The 25,774-nt window shown below is 71.3% G+C and carries 23 protein-coding genes and 1 tRNA gene; 10 read left to right on the top strand and 14 right to left on the bottom strand.

The features are described 5' to 3' along the window. Positions 1 to 167 precede the first annotated feature (167 nt). The 4 genes from WCD84_RS04400 (at position 168) to WCD84_RS04385 (ending at position 3,981) form a co-directional block, all read left to right on the top strand. Positions 168 to 353, top strand: a complete 186-nt coding sequence (locus tag WCD84_RS04400) for an oxidoreductase-like domain-containing protein (RefSeq protein ID WP_343276334.1) — start codon at positions 168 to 170, stop codon at positions 351 to 353. Continuing rightward, positions 350 to 1,264, top strand: coding sequence for a TlpA disulfide reductase family protein (locus WCD84_RS04395; RefSeq protein WP_343278739.1), 915 nt, complete (start codon positions 350 to 352; stop codon positions 1,262 to 1,264). Before WCD84_RS04400 ends, WCD84_RS04395 begins: the two co-directional genes overlap by 4 nt. 159 nt (positions 1,265 to 1,423) lie before the next feature. Beyond that, positions 1,424 to 2,596, top strand: coding sequence for a porin (locus tag WCD84_RS04390; protein WP_343280553.1), 1,173 nt, complete (start codon positions 1,424 to 1,426; stop codon positions 2,594 to 2,596). Positions 2,597 to 2,631: 35 nt separating this feature from the next. Further along, on the top strand, positions 2,632 to 3,981 hold the full coding sequence (locus tag WCD84_RS04385; protein ID WP_343276331.1) for a ferredoxin reductase family protein: 1,350 nt from the start codon (positions 2,632 to 2,634) through the stop codon (positions 3,979 to 3,981). 198 nt (positions 3,982 to 4,179) lie between these two features. On the opposite strand, the gene WCD84_RS04380 is transcribed toward WCD84_RS04385, so the two are convergent. Together WCD84_RS04380 and WCD84_RS04375 are read right to left on the bottom strand one after the other, a co-directional pair. Next, a complete protein-coding gene (locus WCD84_RS04380; RefSeq protein ID WP_343278737.1) occupies positions 4,180 to 4,722 on the bottom strand; it encodes a DUF924 family protein in 543 nt (180 codons plus the stop codon). 5 nt (positions 4,723 to 4,727) lie between these two features. Continuing rightward, positions 4,728 to 6,974 carry a TonB-dependent hemoglobin/transferrin/lactoferrin family receptor gene (locus WCD84_RS04375; protein ID WP_343278736.1) on the bottom strand — a complete coding sequence of 749 codons (2,247 nt, stop codon included), beginning with the start codon at positions 6,972 to 6,974 and terminating at the stop codon, positions 4,728 to 4,730. A gap of 189 nt (positions 6,975 to 7,163) precedes the next feature. Here WCD84_RS04375 and WCD84_RS04370 point away from each other — a divergent pair, with 189 nt between their 5' ends. Beyond that, positions 7,164 to 9,260: a cytochrome D1 domain-containing protein gene (locus WCD84_RS04370; RefSeq protein ID WP_343278735.1), complete on the top strand. Its 2,097-nt coding sequence runs from the start codon at positions 7,164 to 7,166 to the stop codon at positions 9,258 to 9,260. Positions 9,261 to 9,311: 51 nt separating this feature from the next. On the opposite strand, the gene mnmG is transcribed toward WCD84_RS04370, so the two are convergent. Both mnmG and WCD84_RS04360 read right to left on the bottom strand, forming a co-directional pair. Beyond that, entirely contained in the window at positions 9,312 to 11,225 is a 1,914-nt protein-coding gene (gene mnmG / locus WCD84_RS04365; RefSeq protein WP_343280552.1) for a tRNA uridine-5-carboxymethylaminomethyl(34) synthesis enzyme MnmG, read from the bottom strand. A 407-nt stretch (positions 11,226 to 11,632) separates the two neighbouring features. After that, on the bottom strand, positions 11,633 to 12,442 hold the full coding sequence (locus WCD84_RS04360) for a hypothetical protein (RefSeq protein ID WP_343280551.1): 810 nt from the start codon (positions 12,440 to 12,442) through the stop codon (positions 11,633 to 11,635). Between the two features lie 123 nt (positions 12,443 to 12,565). Here WCD84_RS04360 and WCD84_RS04355 point away from each other — a divergent pair, with 123 nt between their 5' ends. Continuing rightward, positions 12,566 to 12,697 carry a hypothetical protein gene (locus tag WCD84_RS04355; protein ID WP_343254516.1) on the top strand — a complete coding sequence of 44 codons (132 nt, stop codon included), beginning with the start codon at positions 12,566 to 12,568 and terminating at the stop codon, positions 12,695 to 12,697. Next, positions 12,694 to 13,317, top strand: coding sequence for a YdcF family protein (locus WCD84_RS04350; protein WP_449280061.1), 624 nt, complete (start codon positions 12,694 to 12,696; stop codon positions 13,315 to 13,317). Before WCD84_RS04355 ends, WCD84_RS04350 begins: the two co-directional genes overlap by 4 nt. A 5-nt stretch (positions 13,318 to 13,322) precedes the next feature. Here WCD84_RS04350 and WCD84_RS04345 read toward each other — a convergent pair whose 3' ends face one another. From WCD84_RS04345 to bioB, 6 genes are all read right to left on the bottom strand, one after another. Then, positions 13,323 to 13,919 carry a hypothetical protein gene (locus WCD84_RS04345; protein WP_343254517.1) on the bottom strand — a complete coding sequence of 199 codons (597 nt, stop codon included), beginning with the start codon at positions 13,917 to 13,919 and terminating at the stop codon, positions 13,323 to 13,325. Positions 13,920 to 14,086: 167 nt separating this feature from the next. Then, positions 14,087 to 14,980, bottom strand: a complete 894-nt coding sequence (gene bioC, locus WCD84_RS04340) for a malonyl-ACP O-methyltransferase BioC (RefSeq protein WP_343254518.1) — start codon at positions 14,978 to 14,980, stop codon at positions 14,087 to 14,089. Next, entirely contained in the window at positions 14,977 to 15,864 is an 888-nt protein-coding gene (locus WCD84_RS04335; protein ID WP_343280581.1) for an alpha/beta fold hydrolase, read from the bottom strand. Before WCD84_RS04335 ends, bioC begins: the two co-directional genes overlap by 4 nt. Before the next feature lie 186 nt (positions 15,865 to 16,050). Next, positions 16,051 to 17,061 carry a multidrug resistance efflux transporter family protein gene (locus WCD84_RS04330; protein WP_343280550.1) on the bottom strand — a complete coding sequence of 337 codons (1,011 nt, stop codon included), beginning with the start codon at positions 17,059 to 17,061 and terminating at the stop codon, positions 16,051 to 16,053. Between the two features lie 24 nt (positions 17,062 to 17,085). After that, positions 17,086 to 18,282: an 8-amino-7-oxononanoate synthase gene (gene bioF / locus WCD84_RS04325; protein ID WP_343280549.1), complete on the bottom strand. Its 1,197-nt coding sequence runs from the start codon at positions 18,280 to 18,282 to the stop codon at positions 17,086 to 17,088. 9 nt (positions 18,283 to 18,291) lie between these two features. Further along, complete coding sequence (bioB, locus tag WCD84_RS04320) at positions 18,292 to 19,356, bottom strand: biotin synthase BioB (RefSeq protein WP_343280548.1); 1,065 nt, start codon at positions 19,354 to 19,356, stop codon at positions 18,292 to 18,294. A gap of 49 nt (positions 19,357 to 19,405) precedes the next feature. Here bioB and WCD84_RS04315 point away from each other — a divergent pair, with 49 nt between their 5' ends. Continuing rightward, the gene (locus WCD84_RS04315; protein ID WP_343280547.1) at positions 19,406 to 20,200 is read left to right on the top strand and encodes a ComF family protein; all 795 of its coding nucleotides are present in this window, start codon (positions 19,406 to 19,408) and stop codon (positions 20,198 to 20,200) included. 15 nt (positions 20,201 to 20,215) lie between these two features. On the opposite strand, the gene WCD84_RS04310 is transcribed toward WCD84_RS04315, so the two are convergent. Continuing rightward, positions 20,216 to 21,898 (bottom strand): MFS transporter, encoded by a 1,683-nt coding sequence (locus WCD84_RS04310; RefSeq protein ID WP_343254523.1) that lies wholly within the window; start codon positions 21,896 to 21,898, stop codon positions 20,216 to 20,218. Between the two features lie 114 nt (positions 21,899 to 22,012). Beyond that, complete coding sequence (ubiA, locus tag WCD84_RS04305; protein ID WP_343280546.1) at positions 22,013 to 22,924, bottom strand: 4-hydroxybenzoate octaprenyltransferase; 912 nt, start codon at positions 22,922 to 22,924, stop codon at positions 22,013 to 22,015. Between the two features lie 123 nt (positions 22,925 to 23,047). Here ubiA and WCD84_RS04300 point away from each other — a divergent pair. Further along, positions 23,048 to 23,124: transfer RNA gene (locus WCD84_RS04300), tRNA-Arg, on the top strand. 202 nt (positions 23,125 to 23,326) lie between these two features. After that, positions 23,327 to 23,935, top strand: a complete 609-nt coding sequence (gene azu, locus WCD84_RS04295) for an azurin (protein WP_343254525.1) — start codon at positions 23,327 to 23,329, stop codon at positions 23,933 to 23,935. A 174-nt stretch (positions 23,936 to 24,109) separates the two neighbouring features. Here the strand turns inward: azu and WCD84_RS04290 are convergent, their stop codons facing one another. Together WCD84_RS04290 and WCD84_RS04285 are read right to left on the bottom strand one after the other, a co-directional pair. Beyond that, positions 24,110 to 25,135, bottom strand: coding sequence for an FAD:protein FMN transferase (locus tag WCD84_RS04290; protein ID WP_343278723.1), 1,026 nt, complete (start codon positions 25,133 to 25,135; stop codon positions 24,110 to 24,112). Positions 25,136 to 25,145: 10 nt separating this feature from the next. Further along, positions 25,146 to 25,763, bottom strand: a complete 618-nt coding sequence (locus tag WCD84_RS04285) for a nitrous oxide reductase accessory protein NosL (protein ID WP_343278722.1) — start codon at positions 25,761 to 25,763, stop codon at positions 25,146 to 25,148. Positions 25,764 to 25,774 lie beyond the last annotated feature (11 nt).

Below are 25,774 nucleotides of genomic sequence, written 5' to 3'. Positions count from 1 at the left end.
CGCCAGTGTAACAACTGCCCCGGGGATGCCGCCCGCGGCTGCGCAGTGCATGGCCAGCCCGTGTCGATCCTCTCCGGACGGGGCACAGCTGACAAGCTGAACATCGTTCCGGTCGACGCCAGCCACGGCGTGGAACGCGGGCGGCGTGGATGGGACAATGGTGCGTAATGAGCCAGATCCTGCACACCGTCGACAACGATCCGCGCCCGACGCCTCCGGAAGCGCCCCTGCCCAGCGACTGCTGCGACAGCGGCTGCGATCCCTGCGTCAACGATTCCTACGCCGAAGAGCTGCAGTACTACCGCGAGCAGCTGGCGAAGTGGCTCGAGCGCCACCCGAAGTCCTGTCCTTGACGGGCCTGGGTCCGTTCCCGATCCACGCCGTCATCGCCGCGCTGGCCACCCTGTCCGGCTGGCTGGTCGTGCGCGCCTGGGCGCGGCGGCTGCCGGAGGCGCCGGATCCGGCGGACGTTCAGCACGCGGCCGCGTCGGCGCCCGCGGGCCCACCCGCCGCACCAGACGCCCGCCCGCAGCGGATTGCGGCAGCGCTGTTCGTCGACGCAGTGCTCATCGGCCTGCTGGCCGCACGCCTGGGCTACGTGCTGCTGTGGTGGCCCGAGTACATGGCCGCGCCGAGGTCGATCATCGCCATCGGCGACGGCGGCTTCCTGTGGTGGGCCGGGCTGGCGGCGGCGCTGGCCTTCGCGGGGTGGTCCACGCGCAGGCGCATGCCGCTGCGTACGCCGCTGCTGGCCGGCATCGCCGCCGGCATGCTGGCCTGGGTCGCCTTCGGCGGACTGCTGGTGATGATGCAGCGCTCGGCGCCGCCGCTGCCCGCGTTCGCGCTGACGACGCTGGACGGCGAGCCGACCACGCTCGCCGCGCTGTCCGGACGCCCCATGGTGCTCAACCTGTGGGCGACCTGGTGCCCACCCTGCCGCCGCGAGATGCCGGTGCTGCAGGATGCGCAGGCGCGCTACCCGGGCGTCGCCTTCGTGCTCGTGAACCAGGGCGAGGACCGCGGCACGGTCCGCGATTACCTGGACGCCGCCGGCCTCGAGTTCGAGCACCTGCTGCTTGATCCGCATTCGAAGGGGATGCTGGAGACCAACACCCGCGGCCTGCCGACGACCCTGTTCTTCAACGCCGACGGCCGCCTGCTCGACACCCACATGGGTGAGCTCACGCGCGCAAGCCTGGCGAGCGCACTGCAGAAGCGCTTCGGCGTGGCGGCCGGGAGCAGGGCCGCACAGCCGGACGGATAGCCCGACGGGGGCTGTCCGGATCACATCGCGAAGCAGAGCCGGCAACAGCGCACGCTTGATGCGGGTCAAGGACCGGCACCGGCGTCCGGCGCATAGTCCTTGCACGCGCCGGAGGCCGGTGCTCGCGACCGGTCCGGGCATCCACTCCCGGAGACCATCATGCGTATCCGCCAGGGGCCACCCGCCCTGTCGCGCGTTTCCGCGCCCCGCCTGTCCCTCGCCGCCATCGCCGCGCTGGCGCTGGTGGCGGGCAGCGCCCACGCCGCCGACACCTGGAAGACCAGCGGCGACGTCCGCTTCGGCTACGTCGCCTCCGAAACCCGCGCCCGCAGCGGCGCCACCACCGACGCCGACAGCGTGCGCGCCCGAGCGCGCTTCCGCGTGAGAGGCGAACTCGGCAACGGCTGGCACGCCAGCGGCCGCGTGGCCGCGCGCCTGGACAGCGAACAGGACGACGAGGAGTTCTGGATGCGCACCTACGCCCCGGGGCCTTCGGGTCTCGAGGACGGCCAGGCGACCATCGACGAGGCCTACCTCGAATACCGGGCTGCGGATTCGCCCTGGAGCCTGCGCGTGGGCCGCTTCCAGGCCGCTTTCGGCATCGACGACATCATGAAGAAGTCGCTGGACCAGAACGACAGCACCAACTTCGACATCACCTGGACCGACGGCGTCTGGTGGCAGTGGCGCGGCAGCGACTGGACCACGCACGTGATCGCGCGCCACAACGACCACCGCGGGCCCACCGGCACGCTGCGGCGACCGCTGGACTTCGCCGACAGCGGTTCGCGCGCCGGCCTGTTCGTGGCGGCGGAATCGAAAACCGCCATCGGCCCCGTGGTGCAGCGCATGGTCACCATGACCTGGCTGCCCTCGGCGCTGCGCACGAACGGCCTCGCCGATCCGGCGCTCGAGGACTACCTGGCGGTGACCGCCAAGGCCGCCGCCGAGTGGCCGCTGGGCGAGGGCGGCACGAAGTTCCGCCTCGGCGGCGAGATCGGCTGGGCGGCCGACACCCCGCGCAGGCAGGCGATGAACACCGGCACCGGCGACGCCGACGCGCTGTCCTGGCAGGCCTCCTTCAGCCTCATGGACGTGCTGCCCGACCATGACGTCGGCATCGTCTACGGCCGCGTCGCCGACGGCTGGCTGCTGTCGAGCGACTTCCGGCCCAACGACGAACTGCTGGAAGCGCGCTGGGTGTGGCAGGCGAGCAAGGCCTGGCAGCTCGACGCGCGCATCCGCCGACGCGAGGAACTCGACCTGCCCGCGAGCGCCGTCCGCCCGCGTCGCGATGACGACCTGTATGTGCGCGCGACCTGGAAATTCTGAGCGGAGTGCGGCATGAACCGTCGCCGGAGCAAGACATGCGCAACCTGAGACGCGCGCTGTGGGGAACGCTTGTTGTGCTGGTGGTCGCCTGGCTCGCGGCCGAGCCCACGGTCTTCCGACCCGGCGGCTTCTTCGCGCTGCGCGGCGCGATGGTGCAGCTGACCGGCGTGGTCGCGATCGGCTGCATGGGCCTGTGCATGGTGCTGGCGCTGCGTCCGCTGTGGCCGCAGGCCTGGCTGGGCGGTCTCGACAAGATGTACCGCCTGCACAAGTGGCTGGGCATCGCCGCGCTGGTGGCCGGCATCCTCCACTGGCTGTGGGCGACCGGGCCGAAGTGGGCGGTGGGCTGGGGCTGGCTTACGCGGCCGGCGCGCGGGCCGCGGGCCGTGCCCGGCGGCCCGGTCGCAGCCTGGCTGTCGGACCAGCGAGGGCTTGCAGAAAGCATTGGCGAATGGACCTTCTACGCCGTCGTGGTGCTGATTGCGCTGGCGCTGATCCAGCGCTTCCCGTATCGCCTGTTCCACAAGACGCACCGCCTGCTGGCCATCACCTGGCTGCTGCTGGCCTTCCATACCGTCGTGCTGATGCGGTCGGGTTACTGGCTGTCGCCGGTGGGCTGGCTGGTCGCGGCGCTGCTCGCCGCTGGCACCTGGGCCGCGCTGGTGGTGCTGGCGCGGCGCGTCGGCGCCCGCAGGAAAGTGCCGGGACAGGTCGACGCCATGCACTGGTTCGACGACGTGCACTCGCTTGAAGTCGAGGTCCGGGTGCGCGACTGGCCCGGCCACAAGCCGGGGCAGTACGCCTTCGTGACCGTGGACGCCTCGGAGGGCGCGCATCCCTACACGATCACGTCCAGCTGGAACCCGGCCCGGCCGGTCATCTCCTTCGGCATCCGCGAGCTGGGCGACCACACCCGTGGCCTCCGCGACCGGCTCGGCATCGGGCAGGCGGTGAAGGTCGAAGGGCCGTATGGCTGCTTCACCTTCGACAACGGACCGGCGCGCCAGATCTGGATCGGCGGCGGCGTCGGGGTCACGCCGTTCGTCGCCCGCATGAAGCACCTGGCGCGCGAACAGAGCGGGCACGGCGCGCCGGCCGACCGGCAGATCGACCTCTTCCACACGACCACCGACTCCGACCAGGAAGTGTTCGAGCGACTGAACGCCGACGCCCGCCAGGCCGGGGTGCGACTGCACATCCTGGTGGACGCACGCGATGGCCTGCTGACCGGCGAACGGCTGCGGGCCACCGTGCCCGACTGGCGCGACGCGGGCATCTGGTTCTGCGGACCCGCCGGGTTTGGCGAGGCGCTCAAGCGCGACCTGGCCGCGCACGGGTTCCCGGTGGAGAAGCAGTTCCACCAGGAGCTGTTCGCGATGCGTTGATCCGGCGAGGGCCGCCGATCGGGCACCCGATTGCACCCATTGGGCCGAAGAAGCGCGACGAATTGTCTGCGCTGGAGACGCCCGACGGGATGCCGCGTGCACGAGCCTGGGACCGGATACGCGCGCTGACTGGACGTGCGCTCGCCGCCGCTTGCCGTCGCAGCGCCGGCGTTCCGCAACAACCGGGCGCCGGCGGACTCAGCCGGCAAACCCGCCGTCGGCGATGAACGCGGCTTCCGCAGCGGTATCCTCGCGGCCCAGGACCCGGTTGCGGTGCGGGAAGCGTCCGAAGCGCTGGACGATGTCGTGGTGTCCCCGCATCCGCTCCACCTGCCGCGGCCCGATGCGCGCAGCCAGCTCCAACGAGTACGCCTGGTCGGCGGCGTCCTCGGAATGGGTGGACGGAAACACGAAGAACACGCGATACGCAGGCTCCACGCCCTCCATATGGCCGCGACGCACCGCTTCGCGCGCATGCAAGCGCGCCAGTCCATCGGTGGCATACATGTGCGCGGTGCCGCGGAAGGCGTTGCGCGGGAACTGGTCAAGCAGGACCATCAGCGCCAGCGCGCCGTCCGCGGTGTCGATCCAGTGGTCGCAGCGGCGCGCGGCCGCCTCCATGTGCAGGTCGAGGAAGCGTTCGCGGAAGTCGCGGTCGAAGCCGGGATCCCTGGCCATCCACAGGCCCTCGGCGACGACGCGCGCCCAGAACGAAACAACCTCGCCGACTCCTGCATCCATCGTGTTCACCAGTCCAGCGAAATGTTCACCGCGGCGCTGCGTCCCGGCCGCGTGTGGAAGCCGATGTTGTCCTCGTCGGCCGCCAGGCCGCGCACGCCGCTCCAGTTCCAGTAGCGGCGGTCGCCCAGGTTGAGCAGGCCGGCGTTGATGCGGATGCCGGGCCGTGGCTCCATCCACGCGTAGAGGTCGAAGCGCGCGTAGCCCGGCGGCTCGAACAGTTCGCCGGCGCCGTGGTCGACGCGGCCCTGGCCACGCACGGCCACCATCGCGCCCTCGACGCCCCATTGCCCACCCGATGCCTCGTAGCGCAGGCCGAGCGTGGCGCGCGGCGGGTCGATGCTGTTGAGCGGAACATCGCGACGGGTGTCGTCGCCCCGCGACCATGCCATCGCGCCGCGCAGCTGCCAGCCGCCGGGCAGCGCCTGATCGGTCCACGGCAGGTTCCACAGCAGGTCGCCCTCGATGCCGCGGATGCGCGCGCGGTCGCGGTTGACCGACTGGAACACCAGCGCGCGCGTGACCGGGTCGATCCCGAGGTTGGCGCGCGAGTCGATCAGGTCGCGGTAGCGGTTCTCGTACACCGACAGGCTCGCGCGCGCGGCTTCGCCCACGAAGCGCCAGCCAAGCTCCAGGCCCTCGCTGCGTTCCGGGCGCAGGTCCGGATTGGCGCGCACCTCGTAGTTGAACACCGGCAGCAGCAGGCCGATGTTGACGTCGCCGAAGGGCGGCGCGCGGAAGCCGCGGGCGTACTGCGCGAACAGGCTGTGGCCACCGTCCAGGCTCCAGCGCAGGGCCAGCCGCGGCGTCACCTGGTCGGTGTCGACGTCGACCGGGATGCTGTCCGGGAAGTCCTCCAGGTAGATCGCATCCGGATGCGCGCGCAGGCGGTTCCACTCCGCGCGCAGCCCCGGGATCACCGCGAATCGTTCGCCGAAGGAGATCTCGTCCTGCCAGAACAGGGCCAGGCTGGTATTGCGCGAGTCGGGGAAGTCGCGCACCGGCAGCGGCTCGCCAAGGATCACGCTGCTGGTCGCGCCGGTGGCCAGGTTGGTCTCGACGCCGTCGCGCAGGCCGCGGTAGTCCTGGCGCGCGACGTCGATGCCGAAGACCTGCCAATGGCTGCCGAAGCGGCCGGCGTGCCGCGACTGGCCAAGCAGGCCAAGGCCCAGGGCATTGCTTTCGTAGTTGAAACGGCGCCAGCGCCGGGATTCGAAGGGCGTGGCGGCATCCGGCAGCCGGTACTGGTCGCTGTCCTGCCGGACTTCGGTGTCCTGGTGGTAGAGCTGCGCCTGCAGCGACTGCAGCCAGCGCCAGCCGGGCTGCCATTCGCTGGCGATGCTCGCGCGCAGGCGCTGCTGGCGGTCGTCGGCGTCGAGCCGGTAGGTGGTGGCGTAGCGGCCGCTGCCGAAGCGCAGCGAATTGACCGAGGTCTGGCGCGACTCGCGGGTCCCGTCCAGGGTGACGACATGGCGACCCGCCGCGCCCGCGTCGCGCACCAGCTTGGCGAGCACGCTTTCGCGAACGAAGTCGAGCGGATTGGGATCATCCTCCGCGCGCCAGGCGCGGTTGCCGGCCTGATGCCCGCGGCGTTGCGCCGCGATCGCCATCGCCTGCCAGCCGTCGGCGCGGCCGCCGGCCCAGCTGGCGGACAGCAGGCGACTGTCGTCGACGCTGTCATGGCCGATGCGAACGCCAAGGTGCCGGTCGCCATCGGCGCGCTGCAGCAGCGCATCGGGATCGAGCGTGCGGAAGGCGACCACGCCGGCCAGCGCGTCGCTTCCATACAGCGTGGACGCCGGGCCGCGCTGCACTTCCACCCGCTCCACCGCCTCCATGTCGACCAGGTCGCGGCCGGCCGAGGCGAACTGGCCGATGCTGTAGTCGTCGGCCAGGGGGATACCGTCAACCACGATCCGCACCCGGTTGCCGTCCAGGCCGCGGATCGAGAAGCCGCGGGTGCCGAAGCGGTTGCCCTCCGACACCACCTCCACGCCGGGCACGTAGCGCACCAGGCTTTCGGGATCGCGCACCAGGCGCCGGTCGAGGTCTTCGCGCTCCACCGCGGCCACGCTCGAGACCACCTGGCTGATCGGTTCGGCCACGCGACTGGAGACCACAACCATGGTGTCCAGGGTGGTGACGCGCTCGCCGTCGCCTGGCGAGTCGCCGGATGTGGGATCTCCGGCGGCCGCGGCTGCGGCGGATGCCAGCAGCAGGGAGGTCAGCGCAAGCAGGGGCACGGGCTTGGCCACGAATCGGCTCCGGAAAGGCGTGGATGCGAATGCGCCGCATTGTCGCGGCGACAGGACGGCCTCCGCATGACCTGCGTCAAGACGGGCATGTGTGAATTGATCCAGATCAATTACGCCGCTCGCGGCAACAGGCACGGTCCAGGTTGGAACGTCCACTGATCGCACCCGCTGTCCGCCAGGAGCACGCTGATGAAACGTTCGACGATCGCCCTCGCCATTCCGCTCCTGCTTGCAGGCGGCACCTACCTGGCCGTGGGCCAGGGCGCCGACGCCGCACCCGGCGACGCGGTAGTGGACGGAGGACAGGCCTATCTGCAGAACTGCGCCGCCTGCCACCAACCCGACGGCAAGGGCCTGGCCGGCGCGTTCCCCCCGCTTGCCGGCTCCGACTGGCTCCGGGGCAAGTCACCGGCCCAGGTCGCGTCCACGGTCCTGGCCGGACTTGAAGGCGAGATCGTCGTCAACGGCGTCACCTACAACAGCCTGATGCCGGCGCAGAGCCACATCAGCGACGCCGATATCGCAGCCATCACCACCCATGTCCTCAACAGCTGGGACAACCCGGGCGGCAGCATCACCGAGGCCGAGGTCAAGGCGCAGCGCGCGGCGCTGGCGGTGAGCACCGACCCCGCGCAGGGCGAAGTGCATCCGGGTACCAGCCAGGCGCAGGCGGCCTACGAGGGTGCGCCATCGACCGTCAGCGGCAGCGACGTCACCCAGATCCGCACGCCGGGCGCGCCGGCCATGAGCGAGGCCGAGTTCACCGCGGCGAGCGAGATCTTCTTCCAGCGCTGCGCCGGCTGCCACGGCGTGCTGCGCAAGGGCGCCACCGGCAAACCGCTCACCCCCGACGTGACCCAGCCACGCGGCACCGAATACCTGAAGGCGCTGATCAACTTCGGCTCGCCCGGCGGCATGCCCAACTTCGGCACCGGCGGCGAGCTGACCGCGGACCAGGTCGACCTGATGGCCCGCTTCCTGCAGCACACGCCGCCGAATCCGCCGGAATGGGGCATGCCGGAAATGCTCGCCAGCTGGAAGGTGCTGATCCCCGAGGACAAGCGCCCGACCAGGCAGATGAACAACTGGGACCTGGAGAACGTCTTCTCGGTCACCCTGCGCGACGCCGGCGAGATCGCCCTGATCGACGGCGACAGCAAGCAGATCATCAACATCATCACCACCGGCTATGCGGTGCACATCTCGCGCGCCTCGCACTCGGGCCGCTACATCTACACCATCGGCCGCGACGGCAAGATCGACCTGATCGACCTGTGGATGAAGGTTCCCGACCGCGTGGCCGAGATCAAGATCGGCCTCGAGGCGCGCTCGGTCGAGACCTCCAAGTTCAAGGGCTACGAGGACAAGCTCGCCGTCGCCGGCGCCTACTGGCCGCCGCAGTACGTGGTGATGGACGGCCCGACGCTGGAGCCGAAGAAGATCGTCTCGACCCGCGGCATGACGGTCGACACGCAGGAGTACCACCCGGAGCCGCGCGTGGCCGCGATCGTCGCCAGCCATGAGCACCCGGAATTCATCATCAACGTCAAGGAGACCGGCCGCATCCTGCTGGTCGACTACTCCGACCTTGAAGCGCTCAAGACCACGACGCTCGACGCCGCACCCTTCCTGCATGACGGCGGCTGGGACTCGACCAAGCGCTACTTCCTGACCGCGGCCAACAACAGCGACAAGATCGCAGTGGTCGACTCGAAGGAGCAGAAGATGACCGCGCTGATCGACGTCGACAAGATCCCGCACCCGGGCCGCGGCGCGAACTTCGTGCATCCCACCTACGGGCCGGTGTGGGCGACCTCGGCGCTGGGCAACGAGAACATCACCCTGATCGCCACCGACCCCGTCAACCATCCCCAATACGCGTGGAAGGCGGTCGCTGTGCTCAAGGGCCAGGGCGGCGGCTCGCTGTTCGTCAAGACGCATCCTGCATCGACCAACCTGTGGGTCGATACCACCCTCAATCCCATCGCGGAGGCCAGCCAGTCGATCGCCGTGTTCGACATCAACAACCTCGGCAAGGGCTACGAAGTGCTGCCGATCGCCGAATGGGCGAACCTCGGCGAAGGCCCCAAGCGCGTGGTGCAGCCCGAATACAACAAGGCCGGCGACGAAGTCTGGTTCTCGGTGTGGAACGGCAAGGACCAGCGCTCGGCGATCGTGGTGGTGGACGACAAGACCCGCAAGCTGAAGGCGGTGCTCGACGATCCGCGCCTGGTCACGCCGACCGGAAAGTTCAACGTCTACAACACGATGAAAGACGTGTACTGAGATCTGCAGGGAGGAACGGGCGGGGCGGGAGCCGATCTCCCGCCCCGTTTTTCATGCGTGCTGCCTGCCGACAGCCTCGAGCGCGTGCATGCGCCGGGCGCGCTCCAGGTGCACCAGCAGCAGCGAGATCGCCGCAGGCGTCATGCCCGGGATGCGCTGCGCCTGGCCGATGGTCTGCGGCCGCACCTGCTCGAGCTTTTGCCGCAGCTCCGCCGACAGCCCGCGCACGACGGCGTAGTCGAAGCCTTCGCTGATCACCGCGTCCTCGCTGCGGCGCTGGCGCGCGATCTCTTCGCGCTGGCGTTCCAGGTAGCCGGAGTACCTGGTCTCGATCTCGACCTGCTCGGCGACCGCGGGATCATCCACCGCGGGACCGAACGCGGGCACCGCGACCAGCTTCGCGTAGCCAAGCTCCGGCCGGCGCAGCAGGTCCAGGCCGCTGCACTCGCGGCTGATGTCGATGCCCAGCACCGCGGACGCGTCGCGCCCGACGGCGTTGTTCGGCGAGGCCCACAGCGCGCCCAGGCGCTGCGTCTCCGCGGCCACCGCGTCGCGCTTGCGCGCGAACGCATCCCAGCGCGCGTCATCGACCAGGCCCAGCTCGCGGCCCACCGGCGTCAGCCGCAGGTCGGCGTTGTCCTCGCGCAGCTGCAGGCGGTACTCGGCGCGCGAGGTGAACATGCGGTAGGGCTCGACGGTGCCGTGGGTGACGAGGTCATCGACCAGCACGCCGATGTAGGCCTGGTCGCGGCGCGGCGCGAAGCCCTCGCGCCCCTGCACCGCGCGCGCGGCGTTGGCGCCGGCCAGCAGCCCCTGGGCCGCGGCCTCTTCGTAGCCGGTGGTGCCGTTGACCTGGCCGGCGAAGTACAGCCCGGCCACGGCCTTGGTTTCCAGCGTGGCCTTCAGGCCGCGCGGATCGAAGAAGTCGTATTCGATGGCATAGCCCGGCCGGGTGATGTGCGCGCGCTCGAAGCCCTGCACCGAGCGCACCAGTTCCAGCTGCACGTCGAAGGGCAGCGAGGTGGAGATGCCGTTGGGGTAGATCTCAGCCACGCCCAGGCCCTCGGGCTCGACGAAGACCTGATGGCTGTCCTTTTCGGCGAAGCGCACCACCTTGTCCTCGATCGACGGGCAATAGCGCGGCCCGGTGCCCTCGATCTGCCCCGAGTACAGCGGCGAGCGGTGCAGGGCGCCGCGGATGATGTCGTGCGTGCGCGCGGTGGTCTGGGTGATCCAGCACGACACCTGGCGCGGATGGTCGTCGCGGCTGCCCATGAACGAGAACACCGGACGCGGGTCGTCACCGGGCTGCTCGACCATCAGCGAGTAGTCGAGGCTGCGGCCGTCGACGCGCGGCGGCGTGCCGGTCTTCAGACGGTCGACCACGAAGGGGCCTTCGCGCAGGCGTTCGGCCAGGCGCACCGAGGGCGGATCACCCATGCGCCCGCCGGCGTGCTGCGCCTCGCCGACGTGGATCCGGCCGGCGAGGAAGGTGCCGGCGGTCAGCACCACCGCCTGCGCCTGGAAGCGCAGGCCGGTGTTGGTAACCGCACCGCGCACGACGCCCGCTTCGATCAGCAGGTCGTCGACCGCCGCCTGGAACACGGTGAGGCCCGGCTGCGCTTCCACCGCACTGCGGATGAAGGCCCGGTACAGCGCGCGGTCGGCCTGGCAGCGCGTGGCGCGCACCGCCGGCCCCTTGGACGCATTGAGTCGCCGCCACTGGATGCCCGCGGCATCGGCGGCGCGCGCCATGACGCCGCCCAGGGCGTCGATCTCGCGCACCAGATGGCCCTTGCCGATGCCGCCGATGGCCGGATTGCAGCTCATCGCACCGATGGTCTCGATGTTATGGGTCAGCAGCAGCGTGCGCGCCCCGGCGCGCGCGGCGGCAAGCGCGGCCTCGGTGCCGGCGTGGCCGCCGCCGATCACGATGATGTCGTGGCAGTGGAAGTTGTGATGCATATCGCATTATCGCGCTTGGGGGCGGGCGTGCGTCGACCGCCGGGAAAGTTGGCACGCAACCTGCGTCCGTTACAGGCGCACCCGGGATGGCAATCGCCTAGGGGGGCGTGGCCGGAGATTGGAACAGGGCTGGCCAAGCGCATCCAGGGGAAGCGAAGGGGCCGAACGTCGGGGGACGTTCGGCCCCGTTTTTTTGCCCGGGCTCCGGGCGGCGCAGTGCGCCTGGTCTGGAGCCGACGCCCGGCGGGAGCGGAACAGGGGGGATCCGGGATCCCCCGCCGGGTGTCGACATTGGTCACCCCGTATTACGTCAGGAAGCGACGCAACCGGTCAGTTGGCCCTAGCTTGCGACGACTGCGACCCCGACGCAAGCGCCTTGATCGCAGGAATGCGATGGGCGTCCGGTACTAGTCCTCCCGCTGCAGGCGGGAACGCGACGCCGGGGCCGGGCGGCTTGCGCGCGGCGCGGGTGCGCTGCGCGGAGCCGCACGCGGGGCCGGTGCAACGCGTGGCGGCGCAACACGCAGCCGGTTGGCGGGAGCGGGTCGCGAGGGAGCGACCCGGGCAGGACCTGCTGCAGGCACGCGCGACCTGGACTCCGGACGCGCCCCGCCATTCAAGCCCTGTGGCTGGCGAACGCGAAGACGGCTGTCCGCCGGCGCGGTTCCAGGCACCCGCTGGGCCGGAAGGTTGCCGCCGCGGGGCGGCGTGAGCTGCCGGTCGCGGGGCGGATTGCGCAGGCGGTCGCGTGAGGGGCTGCCGGATCCAGGCACGGGCACCGACGCGCCGGGCGGCCGTGCTGCAGCCCTCTCGCGGCGAAGCCGCTGGATATCTTCGCGCGTACGCAGGTGGGAGTTTCTCGGAGGCGGCTGCGGCGTATCGTCTGTCGGCGGACGGTGCGGCGGGCGGTGTCCATAACCCGGCCGGCCGTACCAGTAGCCGCCAACGCCGTACCAGGGATAGCCGTACCCGGGATAGCCGTAGCCGCCCCGGTAGCCAAGGCCACCGTAGTAACCGAGGCCACCGTAGCCATAGCCGGGCCCGTAACCGGATCCATACCCGTACCCCCCGTAGGGCGCGTAGTAGCCGTCGTCGTAGTACGACGAGCCGCCGTAGTAGTAGTCGCCGTAGCCGTAGCCGCTGTAGTCGCTATAGCCATAACCCGTCGCGCACCCGGTCAGCAGGGCCACGACGAGGACGATGAGGATCTTGCGCATGTCGCTTCCCCCCCAAGGGTGAGTACCACACAGGGTCGGCCCCGGCCATTGAATTGGCGCTTAACCCTGCTGAAATTCGCGTCGGCTGCTGAACCATGCGTTCAACTCCGCTAGTCTGGACCCATGCCTCCCGCCGTGGCCAATCTCGACGACATCCTGGCCGCCGCGGCACGGATCGCTGCCCATGCGAGACCCACGCCGCTGCGTTCGGCCACCCTGCGCGTGGACATCGGCGCACCGCCGTGGGCCGCATGAGGCGCCGCAGGCGCTACGGCCAGGCCCGGCGGCCACGCTCCGGGCTGCGCTGGCTGCTCCGGTTCACGCTGCTGGGCATGCTCTGGCTGCTCGGCGTCGCGGCCTGGATCGTCTACGTCGGCAGCCGCGACCAGGCCGGTCCGGCCGATGCCATCGTGGTCCTGGGTGCCGCGGCCTACGACACCCGCCCCTCGCCGGTGTTCACCGAACGCATCCGCCACGGCATCGATCTGTATGAGCAAGGGCACGCGCCGGTGCTGGTGTTCACCGGCGGCTACGGCGACGGCGCGCGCTTTTCCGAATCGCAGGTCGCGCGCACCTTCGCGCTCCGCGCCGGCGTGCCCGAGCAGGCGATCCTGATCGAGACCCTCTCGCGGACCACCTGGCAGAACCTGGCACGCAGTCGCGACCTCCTGTCCGACCATGGCCTGCAGCGCGTGATCGTGGTCAGCGACCCGCTGCACATGGCGCGCGCGCTGCGCCTGGCGCGCCAGCTCGGCATCGACGCCGTCGGTTCGCCGACGCCCAGCACCCGCTTCCGCAGCTTCCGCACGCAGTGGCGCTTCCTGGCGCGCGAGGTCTATTTTTTCCACCGCGACCTGGTGGTCTCGCCCGACTGAAGGCCTCAGCCCGGGCTGCCGACCAGGGTCAGGCCTTCGCGCAGCAGCCAGCGCGTGGCCGCGGCGCGATCGGCCTGCGGCAGGCCGTCGAGTACCCCCACCAGCCAGCGGAACGAGCGGCAGCGCGCTTCGCGGCTGGCCTCGTCACTGCCCTCGCTGGCCATGCCGAGCATGAAGCCCTCGTGCAGGAAGGTGGCGCTGACCGCGGCCGACTTCAGCACCTGGCGTGCGTGCACGGGGTCGTAGGGCTGCACCTGGCCCTGCAGGCCGGTCATGGCGATATCGGTGAAGGCCAGGGCGAAGCGTTCGCGGCTGGCGTCGTCGAGGCGGTCGACGGCGCGCTGGAACGCGGCCACGTCACGCGCTGCGCCGGGATCGAACAGAGCGCACAGGGCACCGGATTCAGTGTCCGAACGCGAACTGGCGTGGACGGCCTTGAACAGCCTGTCGATGGCCGGATCGGGTGCGCGCAGCAGGACTTCATCGCCCAGCGACAGCACGGCGGCGGGATCGAGCTGCGACAGGTCGATTGAATAGCGCTGCGCGGACGCCGGGAGCGCGACGCAGGCGGCCAGCAGGAGTGCGCACGCGGCGGGGAACACGTGCAGCGCGCGCCGGCGAGGATGCCGGCGCGGAAAAAGCGATGTGCGCGGCGGAGTGCCCGGGTCGGGGCCGTGGGGCGCGGGACGAGGCTGGAAGGCAGTCGACATGGCGCGAGTGTATGCAGCGATGGCCGGCGCTGGATGAACCGTGGCCGCAGCTGCGCCGCTCAGCCCCGGCGCCGGCGTACCGGGATGCCCGACGCGGGGAAGCGCGCCACGTCCTCGCCGCCTTCGCGGATCGGCTGCCCGTGCGCCGGCGCCCAGGCCATGGCGGTGATGGTTTCCCAGGTGGCCGGCAACAGGCCGTCGCCGCCGCGCCACTGCTCGTAGGCAGCCTGGGCGGCGACGAAGCGCCCGCGGCCTGTCAGCGCGCGGCGGCGCGTGGCCAGGGCATTGGTGGCGCCGAGTTCGCGCAGTCCGCGCATCAGCCCGGCCATCCCGGCGTGGCCGTGCACGTCGACGTCGCGGTCGAGCACCGGGTCGCGGAAGCCGGCGCGCATCAGCGCGTCGCCGAATTCCGCGATGCCCGCGAACGGCGACACGTGCGCGACGTCGTCGGCCTCGGCGAAGGCCGCGCGCAGCTCGTGCAGGGTTTCGGGGCCGAAGGTCGAGCACAGCAGCATGCCGCCGGGGCGCAGCACGCGGCGGAAGCCGGCGAACAGCGCATCGAGATCCTCCACCCACTGCAGGCACAGGTTGCTGAAGATCAGGTCGACGCTGTCGTCGGCCAGCGGCAGCGCGCGGGCGTCTGCGCAGATGCGGTCGATCGGGCGTTGCAGCGGATTCCAGCCGCGCTTCGGCGCGACCTGGTGCAGCATCGGCAGGGCGAGGTCGATCGCGACCACGCGCGCCTTCGGCCAGCGCTGGCGCAGCGCGACCGCGGCGGTACCGGGGCCGCTGCCGAGGTCGACGATGTCCGCCGGTGCCTGCTCGCCGAGATACTCAAGCGATTCCAGCAGCCGCGACTCGACCTCGCGCTGCAGGTCGGCGGCGGCGGAATAGCTTCCGGCCGCGCGCGAGAACGCGCGACGGACCTGCTGGCGGTCGAAGATGTGGTTCATCGCGTCCCCGCGGCGTGGCCGGCACTGGTTCCAGCAGGCGCGCCGGCGAACGCCTGCGCAAGGAACCCGGTGATCGCGTCGGCGACCTGGTCGGCGTGGGTCAGGAACGGCGCGTGGCCGCCGTGTTCGATCTGGACGAAGCTCGCGCCCGGCGCCCGCTCGGCGGCGGCGCGCATCGCACGCGGGTCAACCACGCGGTCGCGGCGGCCGGCGATCCACAGGCTCGGCACCTGGAGCAGCGGCAACAACGCCCGCTGGTCCACTTCGTGCAGCAGGTCGAGCCCGCGAGCGAGCGCGGCCGCCGGCGGCTCGCCGCGCGCGAACACCTCGCTCCGCAGCGCGCGCAGTTCGCCACGGGAGTCGTCCGAGCCGAAGGCTTCCAGCGCGATGAAGCGTTCAAGCGTGCCGTGATAGTCGTTGCGCAGGCCTTCGGCGAAGCCGGCGAAGATCTCCGGCGACATGCCGTAGCGGCCTGTGTCGTCGATCGCGGCTGTAGCCGCTCCCACAGGTGGAGGTGACGCTGTGGGAGCGGCTACAGCCGCGATTCCCGCAGCATCGCGCACAAAACGCGGTGCCGAACACATCATCACCAGCCCCGGCACCCGTTCCGGCCGCGTGGCCGCGGCGCGCAGCGCGAACATGCCGCCCAGCGACCAGCCCAGCCACGGCGCCACCGGCACGCGCGCGGCCACGGCCTCGGCCACGGCGTCCGGCTCAAGGGGCACCGCGCTGTCGCGGCTGCGGCCGTGGCCCGGCAGGTCGACCAGATGCAGCTCGAAGCGGTCGGCAAGGCGTTCCACCAGGGGCGCGAACACGCCGCCGTGCATCGCCCAGCCGTGCAGCAGCACCAGCGGTGCGCCGCGGCCACGGATGTCGATGTGCAGGTCGGCGCTCACTTCGTCGCCGGCGTCTGGCGGTGCGGCGCGCGGGCGTCCCGGGGGGCAGGCATGGGATTCTTCCGGATGGGCAATGCGGTGGGCCGACAAGTCTGGAAACCGTGCCGCACACTGTCAACCGGACGCAGCGCGCTCAAGTTGACGGCCAGCCATCGCCACGCCGCGATGACGCGCTCAGGCACCCCGGTCGGTCCGCAGCACCCTGGTCGCACGCACGCTGCCCGCGGCCGGCCGCGCCACCACCCAGGCGAAGCCGACGATGCCCAGCACCACCACGCCCGCACCCGCCAGCGCCACGCCCCGCGGCCAGTCTTCACCCAGCAGCAGCACGCCCAGCAGCACCGCGAACAGCACCTCGGAGGCCTGCATCGCCTCCACCCCGCCCAGCGCCAGCGGCTGGCTGCGCACCATGCCGGTGGCCTGGAAGAACAGCACCATCGCGATCACGCCCGCAAACAGCGCCACCGCCGCGCCCAGCCACAGCTGCGCCACCGTCGGCGCGCCCTGCGTGGTCCAGGCATACGCCGCCAGCAGCCACCACAGCGGCTGGCTGGCCAGGGTCATGCCGAACACGCGCTGGGTGGCGTTGAGCGTTTCACCGGTAGTCTCCAGGTGCAGCAGCAACATGCGGTTGCCGAGCGGGAACGCGAACGCGGCCGCCAGCAGGCAGGCCAGCGCGATCCAGCCGGCACGGTCCAGCGCGCCGCTGGCATGGCCGAACTGCATCAGCAGCACGCCGGCGAAGATCACCGCCGCCACCGCCAGCCCTGCGCGCGGGATCCGCCGCCGCGCATCGCGGTACAGGAACGGCGCGCACAGCATCCCCGCGATCACGGTGAACTGGAACGTGCCCGCCACCAGCCACGACGGCCCGCTGGCCGCGGCGTAGCTGAGACCCAGATAGAACACGCCAAACCCGATCAGTGAGCTGCGCAGCCACGCCCCGGGATGGGCCGCGATCGCGCGCAGCACGGGCTTCGCGCCGCCCTGGAAAGGCATCAGCGGCAGCATCAGCGGCAGCGTGAACAGATAGCGCAGCGAGGCGATCCACGCCCAGTGCATGGCCTGGTCGGCGGCGGCGCGGTTGATCACATAGGTCAGGGTGAAGAACAGCGACGCGCACAGGGCGACGCCGATGGCGGCTAGGGCGCGGCCCGCGGCGGGGACAGGGGCGTCGGTGGACACGGTTTGCGGCGGATGTCGGCGAGGTCAGGCCGCGCGGGCGTCGACGTGGTCGCGGACGCGGGCAAGCGCGGCCACCAGCGCGTCAACCTGGTCTTCGCCATGCGCGGCGCACAGGGTCACGCGCAGGCGTGCGCGGCCTTCGGGCACGGTCGGCGGGCGGATCGCGGCCACCCGGAAGCCCTCGGCCTCCAGGCGCGCGGCCATGTCCAGCGCGCGCGCGTTGTCGCCGCAGGGCACGGGCTGGATCGGCGTCTCCGAATGCGGCAGCTCGAAGCCCAACGCCTGCATGCCCTCGCGGAAGCGCTGCACCAGCGCGACCAGCTTCTCGCGCCGCCAGTGCTCGCGGCGCGCGAGCTTCACCGCGGCCAGCGCCGCGGCGGCCTGCGGTGGCGGCAGCGCCGTGGTGTACAGATAGGGACGCGCGGTGCCGGCAAGGTGGTCGATGAGATCGATGTCGCCGGCCACCACCGCGCCGTAGCTGCCCAGGGCCTTGCCCAGGGTGACCAGCTGCAGGGGCACGTCGGCCACGCCCAGGCGCGCGTCGGCCACGCTGCCGCGGCCGCCGGGGCCGAGCACCCCAATGCCGTGGGCATCGTCGACATACAGCAGCGCCGACTGCACGCGCGCGGCCAGCGCCAGCTGGCGCAGCGGGGCAACGTCACCGTCCATGCTGAAGACGCCGTCGGTGGCCAGCATCGCAGCGCCCGTGGGCACGGTGCGCAGCTGGCGCAGCGCGCCTTCGGCATCACCGTGGGGATAGCGGCGCAGGCGGCAGCCGGCCAGGCGCGCGCCGTCGATCAGGCTGGCGTGGTTGAGTCGGTCCTGGACGCTGGTGTCGCCGTCGCCGAGCAGCGCCTGCTGCACGGCAAGATTGGCCATGTAGCCACTGCCGAACACCAGCGCGCGCGGCACTTCCAGCCAGTCCGCGACCTCGCGCTCCAGCGCCTCGTGGGCAACGTGGTGGCCGCTGACCAGGTGCGAGCCGGTGCCGCCGACGCCGTCGCGGGCGGCGGCGCCCTGCATCGCATCGACCACCTGGAACTGCTGTGACAGGCCGAGGTAGTCGTTGCCGCAGAAGTCCAGCAGCCAGCGGCCGTCGATCTCCATGCGCACGCCGTCGCGACGGCCGACCACGCGGCGGCTGCGCACCAGGTCGCGCGCCAGCGCTTCGGCGCGCTGGGCCTGCGCGCGGCGACGGAGGTCGGGGCGCTTGGCGGGCATGGCGCGCTCCTAGGCCGCGCAGGTCCGCGGCGGCGGGGCGACGATGTCGGCGTGCACGGTGCCGGCCTGGTCGTGGCCTTCGGCATCGACGCTGATCGCCATCGCGCGCAGGCCCAGGCGGTCGAACAGCGCCTGGTCGTGGGCGACGTCCGGGTTGCCGGTGGTCAGCAGCTTCTCGCCGTGGAAAATGGAGTTGGCGCCGGCGCTGAAGCACAGCGCCTGCAGCTCGTCGGACATCTGCTCGCGGCCGGCCGACAGCCGCACCATCGACTTCGGCATCAGCAGGCGCGCGACCGCGATCGTGCGCACGAACTCGAAGGGATCGAGCTCGGCGGTGCCGTGCAGCGGCGTGCCTTCCACCTGCACCAGGCGGTTGATCGGCACCGAGTCCGGATGCGCGGGCATCGTCGCCAGGGTCTGCAGGAAGCCGGCGCGCTGGCGGCGGGTCTCCCCCATGCCGACGATGCCGCCGCAGCAGGTCTTGAGCCCGGCGTCGCGCACGTGTTCGAGGGTGTCGAAGCGGTCCTGCAGCTCGCGGGTGCGGATGATGCTGCCGTAGTGCTCGGGGTCGGTGTCGATGTTGTGGTTGTAGTAGTCGAGGCCGGCGTCCTTCAGCGCCTGCGCCTGGGTGCCGGTGAGCATGCCCAGCGTGGCGCAGGTTTCGAGGCCCAGCGACTTCACGCCGGCGATCATCGCCGCGACCTTGGGGATGTCGCGGTCCTTGGGCGAGCGCCAGGCGGCGCCCATGCAGAAGCGCGAGGCACCGGCGGCCTTGGCCTGGCGGGCCTTCTCCAGCACCGCATCGGTTTCCATCAGCTTCTGCGCATCGACGCCGGTGTCGTAGCGCTGCGCCTGGGGGCAGTAGGCGCAGTCCTCGGGGCAGCCGCCGGTCTTCACCGACAGCAGGGTGCTGACCTGCACTTCGGCCGGGTCGAAGGCCTGGCGATGGACGCTGGCGGCGCGGAACAGCAGTTCGGGCAGCGGCAGGTCGAGCAGCGCCTCCACCTCGGTGCGGGTCCAGTCGTGGCGCGGGGCGGCGGCGTCACCGGCGCGGAATTCACTGACGGCGGGCATGGCGTGATCCTGAAGGCGCTTGCGGAGCTGACCGGGCAGTCTGGAAAGCATGCCTGCACCTGTCAACCTCGCGCAGGCCATCGCGGTTGACGGCTGGTTCGGCCGGCTCGGCCGCTGCCTGTGGGCACCACGCTGCCTGGTTTGCGGAGAACCGGCCCGCGGCCGGCTCGACCTGTGCCCGGCCTGCGAGGCGGGCCTGCCGTGGATGCCGCCGGCCTGCCTGTCCTGCGCGATGCCGCTGCCGCAGCCGGCGCCTGGCGCGAACGCTGCAGCAGCGGGGGCCCCCGGTCCGCCGCGGCCTTCGCGGGTCCACCAACCCCGCCTCTGCAGCGCCTGCCAGCACGACCCGCCGCCGCTCTCCGAAGTCCACGCCGCCTTCCTCTACGGATTCCCGCTGGACCGCCTTCTGCCGCGCCTCAAGTTCCACCGCGACCTCGCGGCCGGCCGCCTGCTGGCCCATGCCATGGCCGCCTGCTTCGCCGGCCTCGCGCGGCCCGATGTCCTGGTACCCGTGCCGCTGCACCGTGCGCGCATGCGCCAGCGTGGCTACAACCAGGCGCTTGAGCTCGCGCATCCGCTTGGGCGGACGCTGGAGCTGCCGGTGCACGCGGGACTGCTGCTGCGCATCCGCAACACATCGGCGCAGTCGCGCCTGGACGCCGACGCCCGCGTCGGCAACCTGCGCGACGCCTTCGTGGTGGCCGGCCGCGGCGCGCCGCCGCCGCACGTCGTGCTGGTGGATGACGTCATGACCACCGGCGCCACCCTGCACGCCGCCGCCGATGCCCTGTTCGATGCCGGCGTGGACCGGGTGGACGCCTGGATCTGCGCCCGCGCGCCCTAGCCGCGCCGCGGCGCCTTACGAGCCCCGGGGATCGGTCACCGGCTCGGTGAGGGCCTGCGGCCCCGAGACCGGCACCGTGTGCAGGTCGCTCGGCTGGCGCTCGATCATCCGCCGCACCCGTGGTCCGTCGGCGCCGCGGTGCAGCGCGCGCAGCTGGGCCGGGATGGTCGCATCGTCGTGGGTCAGGCGGCTGTTGTGGCGGACGTACTCGAGCCAGGTGGGCGTCGCGTAGCGTTCGATCCACACCTGCGGATCGGCGAGGTCGCGCAGCACCCGCCAGTTGCGGGCGCCGTCGCGGCGGCGGATGCGACGCCGCTCCGCCATCGCGTGGAGGAACTCCGGGACGTCCTGCTCGTCGATCAGGTATTCGATCGTGATCACCACCGGCCCGGTGCGCGGCTGGACCGGCACGGCGGTGGCGGGTTCCTTCCAGCGGCTGAGCGGATCAAGGTTGAGTTCGGTCAGCCTGGCCAGCGGACGCCAGACGCCGAGCAGCGCGCAGGCGACCATCACCAGCGCGGCGCCGGCCAGCGCGATGCGCACGTCGCCCTTTTCGGCGATGAAGCCCCACAGCCAGCTGCCCAGCGCCATGCCGCCGAACGCCGCCATCTGGTACAGCGACAGCGCGCGCGCCACGACCCAGCGCGGCGTGGACAGCTGCACCGTGACGTTGAACGTCGACAGCGCCAGCACCCACGACGCGCCGCCCAGCAGCAGCGCCACCATCGTCAGCGGCAGCCAGGGGCTCATGGCCGCGCCGGCCGCAGCGACCGCGAAGGCGAGGCAGGCCCAGCGCACCAGGCCCTCGTTCGACAGCGCGCCACGCAGGTGCGTGCTGCCCATCGCGCCGCCGATGGCGCCGAGGCCGAACGCCCCCAGCAGCAGGCCGTAGGTCAGCGGGCCGCCGACGATGAGGTCCCTGGCGACCAGCGGCATCAGCGCCATCACCGCGCTCGCGCCCAGGCCGAAGACGAAGGCGCGTCCCAGCACCGTGCGGATGACCGGTGACATCATCACGTAGCGCACGCCCGCCGCCATCGCGCTGCCGAGCGCTTCACGCGGCAGCAGCCGCGGCTTCGGCTCGGGCTGCCAGCGGGCCAGCACCACGACCAGGGCGACATAGCTCACCGCGTTGACCGCGAACGCAGCCGCAGCCCCGGCGGCGGCCACGATGGCTCCGCCGACCGCCGGGCCGACGCTGCGCGCGATGTTGAAGCCCATGCTGTTGAAGGCCACCGCGCCGGGCAGCTCAGCGCGCGGCACCATGTCGCCCACCGATGCCTGCCAGGCCGGCGCGTTGAAGGCGGCGCCGCAGCCGATCAGGAAGGTGAAGAGCAGCAGCAGCCACGGCGTGATCAGCCCCGCCCAGGTGCACAGCGCCAATGCCACCGACACCAGCAGCATGAACACCTGTGCGCCCAGCATCATCCTGCGGCGGTCGAAGTTGTCGGCCATCGCGCCGGCCACCAGCGAGAACAGCATCACCGGCAGCGCGACCGAAGCCTGCACCAGGGCGACCATGTCGGCGGAGTCCGCGATCGAGATCATCAGCCAGGACGCGCCGACCGACTGGATCATGCCGCCGAAGTTCGATGACGCGCTCGCGAACCAGACCCGGCGGAAGATCGGGTAGCGCATCGCCGACAGCGCCGAAGGGCGCTGCACGGGGTCGGGCGGAATGTCGGGCGTCTGCGCCATCAAGAGCCAGGCCGGGAGGACCGGCGGCCATTGGGCCAGAGTCGATGCCTCGGCCGCGTCATGGTCGCGCCGGCCCCCTTGCGGTCATGGCCAAGGCCGATGCCGGCGCCGCGGTCACGCCCTACCGCGCAGCGCGAGGTCGGCGGCGATGCCGGCGAACACCGCCATCCCGACCCAGTGGTTGTGCAGGAAGGCCCGGAAGCAGGGCCCGCGCTCGCGGTTGCGGCAGATCCGGAACTGCCAGGCCACCAGCGCAAGCGCCACGCCCAGGCCGGCCCAGTACCACGTGCCCAGGCCCGCCTGGCGGCCGACCAGCGCCAGGCCGAGGAAGGTCAGTGCGTACAGCACGCCCTGCGCCACCAGGTCCATGTCGCCGAACAGCACCGCGGTCGACTTCGAGCCGACCTTGATGTCGTCGTCGCGGTCGACCATCGCGTACCAGGTGTCATAGGCGGTCGACCAGAGGATGTTGGCCGCGTACAGCACCCAGGCGACCGGCGGCACCTCGCCCTGCACCGCCGCGAAAGCCATCGGGATGCCCCAGCCGAAGGCCATGCCCAGGTAGACCTGAGGCAGGTGCGTGTAGCGCTTCAGGTACGGATAGGTCGCGGCCAGGAACACGCCGACGAAGCTCATCAGGATGGTCAGCCGGTTGAGCGTGAGCACCAGGGCGAAAGCCGCCAGCATCAGTACCGCGAACAGTGCCAGCGCCTCTCGGCCGCGGACCGCGCCGGTGGCCAGCGGGCGCTCGCGGGTGCGCTCGACGTGCGGATCCAGCCAGCGGTCGGCGTAGTCGTTGATGACGCAGCCTGCGCCGCGCGTCAGCCAGACGCCTGCGCTGAAGACGAACAGTATCCACAGCGGCGGCACGCCTCCGGCCGCGATCCACAGGCCCCACCAGGTCGGCCAGAGCAGCAGCAGCCAGCCGATCGGCCGGTCGGCGCGCATCAGCTTCCAATACAGGCCCGGGCGCTCGCGCCAGCTGGGCGCGGCGGGGACGCGTGCCTCGAAACGTTCGTAGGACATGGCCGATATGGTACCGCCGGGGCGTGGCCAAGGCGGCGGACCCAGCAGCGCGACAGCGCACCGCCAGGGCCGCGTGCGGGCCCCTCGCTTCAATTCGCCAGATAGTGGAAAATGGCGGTCTGCGCGCCTGTAGCTCAGCCGGATAGAGTAGTGGCTTCCGAAGCCATTGGTCGGGGGTTCGAATCCCTCCAGGCGCGCCATTCCACTGTCCGCATCGACCAGGCAGGCCGCACCGTCGCCCTGCCATCCGTATCGGGCACGTAGCCGGTGGGTCCCGGCCCACGCGGTGCTCCAGGGCGGTGGGCGCGCCTTGAGCGTATCTTGTGCTCCCGGCATGCGCCCTTCACGGCGCGCAACGTTGTTTGCGAAAGCATGTCCCCCTCTTCCTCCAGGAGTTTATGCATGAACATCAAGATCGCAGTGTTGACCGCCGCCTGTGCGCTGGCCCTGTCCGCCTGTGGCGAGACGGCGTCGCCGCCCGCGGCAACCGATGCCGCGCCGGATGCCGCATCGCCTGCGGCCCCGGCCGCGGACACGCCGGCCGAGGCGACGCCACCGGCCGCCGACACCACGCCGGCTGCGACATCGAAGGCGCCCGCGAAGGGCAGCAAGGTCGCGGTGATCAACGGCTGTGAAACCGAGATCGAAGGCAATGACGCGATGCAGTTCAACGTGAATTCCATCACCGTCCCCGCTTCGTGCGCCGAGTTCACCATCACGCTCAAGCACGTGGGCAAGATGCCCGTCGCCGCCATGGGCCACAACGTGGTGGTGACCACGGCGGCCGACATGGCGCAGGTTTCGGCCGACGGCATGGCGGCCGGCCTCGAGGCGGGCTTCATCAAGTCCGATGACGACAAGGTCATCGCCCACACCGACATGATCGGTGGCGGGGAAACCACCTCGGTCACCTTCGCGGTCAGCGAGCTCCAGGGCGACGGGCCCTACAAGTTCTTCTGCAGCTTCCCCGGCCACGCGGCGCTCATGAACGGCAGCATCAGCGTCGAGTAAGCGGCAGCCGGCATCCTGACTGTTGAAGGCGGGGGCGCGAGCCCTCGCCTTTTTTTGTGGGTCTTCCTCGCGACGGCCTCCCGACCACGACGGCGCTCGGCGTTGCAGCGGGCGCGCGGGTGCCGAGGCCCTCAACCGGCACGCGCGATCGACAGCCCCTGCGGGGTCCCTGGCCTATGCCGCCGGTTTGCCGTCAGGGCCGGTCACGCGGCCGGCGGCGTCGACGAACCAGGTGCGCACCGACGGGTAGTCCGCGAGCAACGGTCCGCGACGCGCCGGCGACAGGATCGAGAGGGTGGTGGAAAGTCCGTCGGCGAGTGTCGCCCGCGGCGCAGTGACCGACACCGACGCATGGTGGTTGGCGCTGCGGCCGGTGCGGGGATCCAGCAGGTGATGGAGATCCGGGTCGGACCCGAAGCGCGTGCCGTAGCCGCCGGACGTTGCCAATGCGCGATGCTCGCCGTGGTCGCTGCCCAGCGGCAGTTCGAACAGCGTGCGGCCCGGGTCGGTCGGGTCGACCACCGCGGCGCGCCAGGGCCCGCCATCCGGCCTGTGTCCGAGCGCGCGCCCCTCGCCCACGTCGATCAGCACGTTGCCGAACCCGTCGGCCAGCAGCAGGTCGGCGATCCGATCGGTGATGAAGCCCTGCGCCACGCCATTCAGCGAAATCGCCGCGCCGGGCCGACCCAGCCGTATCCGGGCCGCGCCCACTTCGACATCGGCGAATCCGACGCGCTGTCGCGCATGGGCGATGGCCTGGGGCGACGGACCCCGCGGCGACGCATCCGGCCTGGAAAAGTGCTCGAAATACAGCCGCAGCAACGGTTGCACGGTGGGGTCGAATGCACCGCCGCTGCGCTGCGCCAGCGAAAGACCGAACGACAAAAGCTCGACCAGCTCCGTCGGCGGATACTCCAGCAGGCCGGTCGCGTTGAGGCGCGAGAGTGCGGAATCGGGCCGGTACAGGCTGAACACGGATTCAAGCCGCCCGACCTCGGCCACGCAGCGGGCGACCATCGCCTGCGCATGCGGGCGGTCGGGGTGTACCAGCGTCATCGAGGCCGGTGCGCCCAGCGCCACGCCCTTCCAGACGGTGGGTCGCAGCGACGACGCAACCGCCGCCAGTGCAAGACCGCCCGGCATGGATCCCATGGCCGCGCACATGGCGGCGATGGAGAGAAAGCGTCGGCGCTTGAGCATGGCTCGATCCTCAGTGGTCGGGATGCTGCCGATGGCTGTCGGCAGCCGCAGGTTCGTGGCCGTCGGCCGGTTGCCCGGCAGTGTCATGCGTACCGTCGCCGTGGTCCATCGCGCCCGGCATCGTCGGTGACAGATCCACCGGCCCGAGGACGTAGTCGTCGGGAATGCCGTCCAGGCGGACGATCCGCCCGCCGTGCTCGGCGCGGAACGTCTCCGCCGCCGGCTCCGTGGAGAACGGCACCGCCTCCGGCGCGCCCATGCCGCCGGTCATGGTGCTTTCCACCACGAACCACGCGTTGCGCGCATCCACCCAGGTGCCCGCCTCCGGGTGCTCCCAGCTGCGGGCCAGCCCCATGTCGTTGACGTAGACCGCCGACACGTCGCGGGCTTCCTCCGGCAGGCGCAGGAAGGCGACGGTGTCGCGTACCGACGAGAACCAGATCGGACCCTCGCGGCTCTCCAGGTGGATCTGCCCCTTGGGGCCTTCGTGGTCGGAGAGCAGCATTCCGCAGTAGTGGCCGGTTGCATCGTCCGGGACTTCGGCGGCGACCGGAGGCGGTCCTGCGGGACCGGCCCTGTCACACCCGGTGGCCAGCAGCATCGCCAGGCCAAGGGCTGCCCATGTCAATCGTCCAATCC

This window comes from Luteimonas changyuni (assembly GCF_039548395.1).
In the GTDB taxonomy this organism is placed as follows: Bacteria; Pseudomonadota; Gammaproteobacteria; order Xanthomonadales; family Xanthomonadaceae; genus Luteimonas.
Note: the sequence above shows the minus strand (reverse complement) of the source record. Positions and strands in the feature narration are given on the sequence as shown.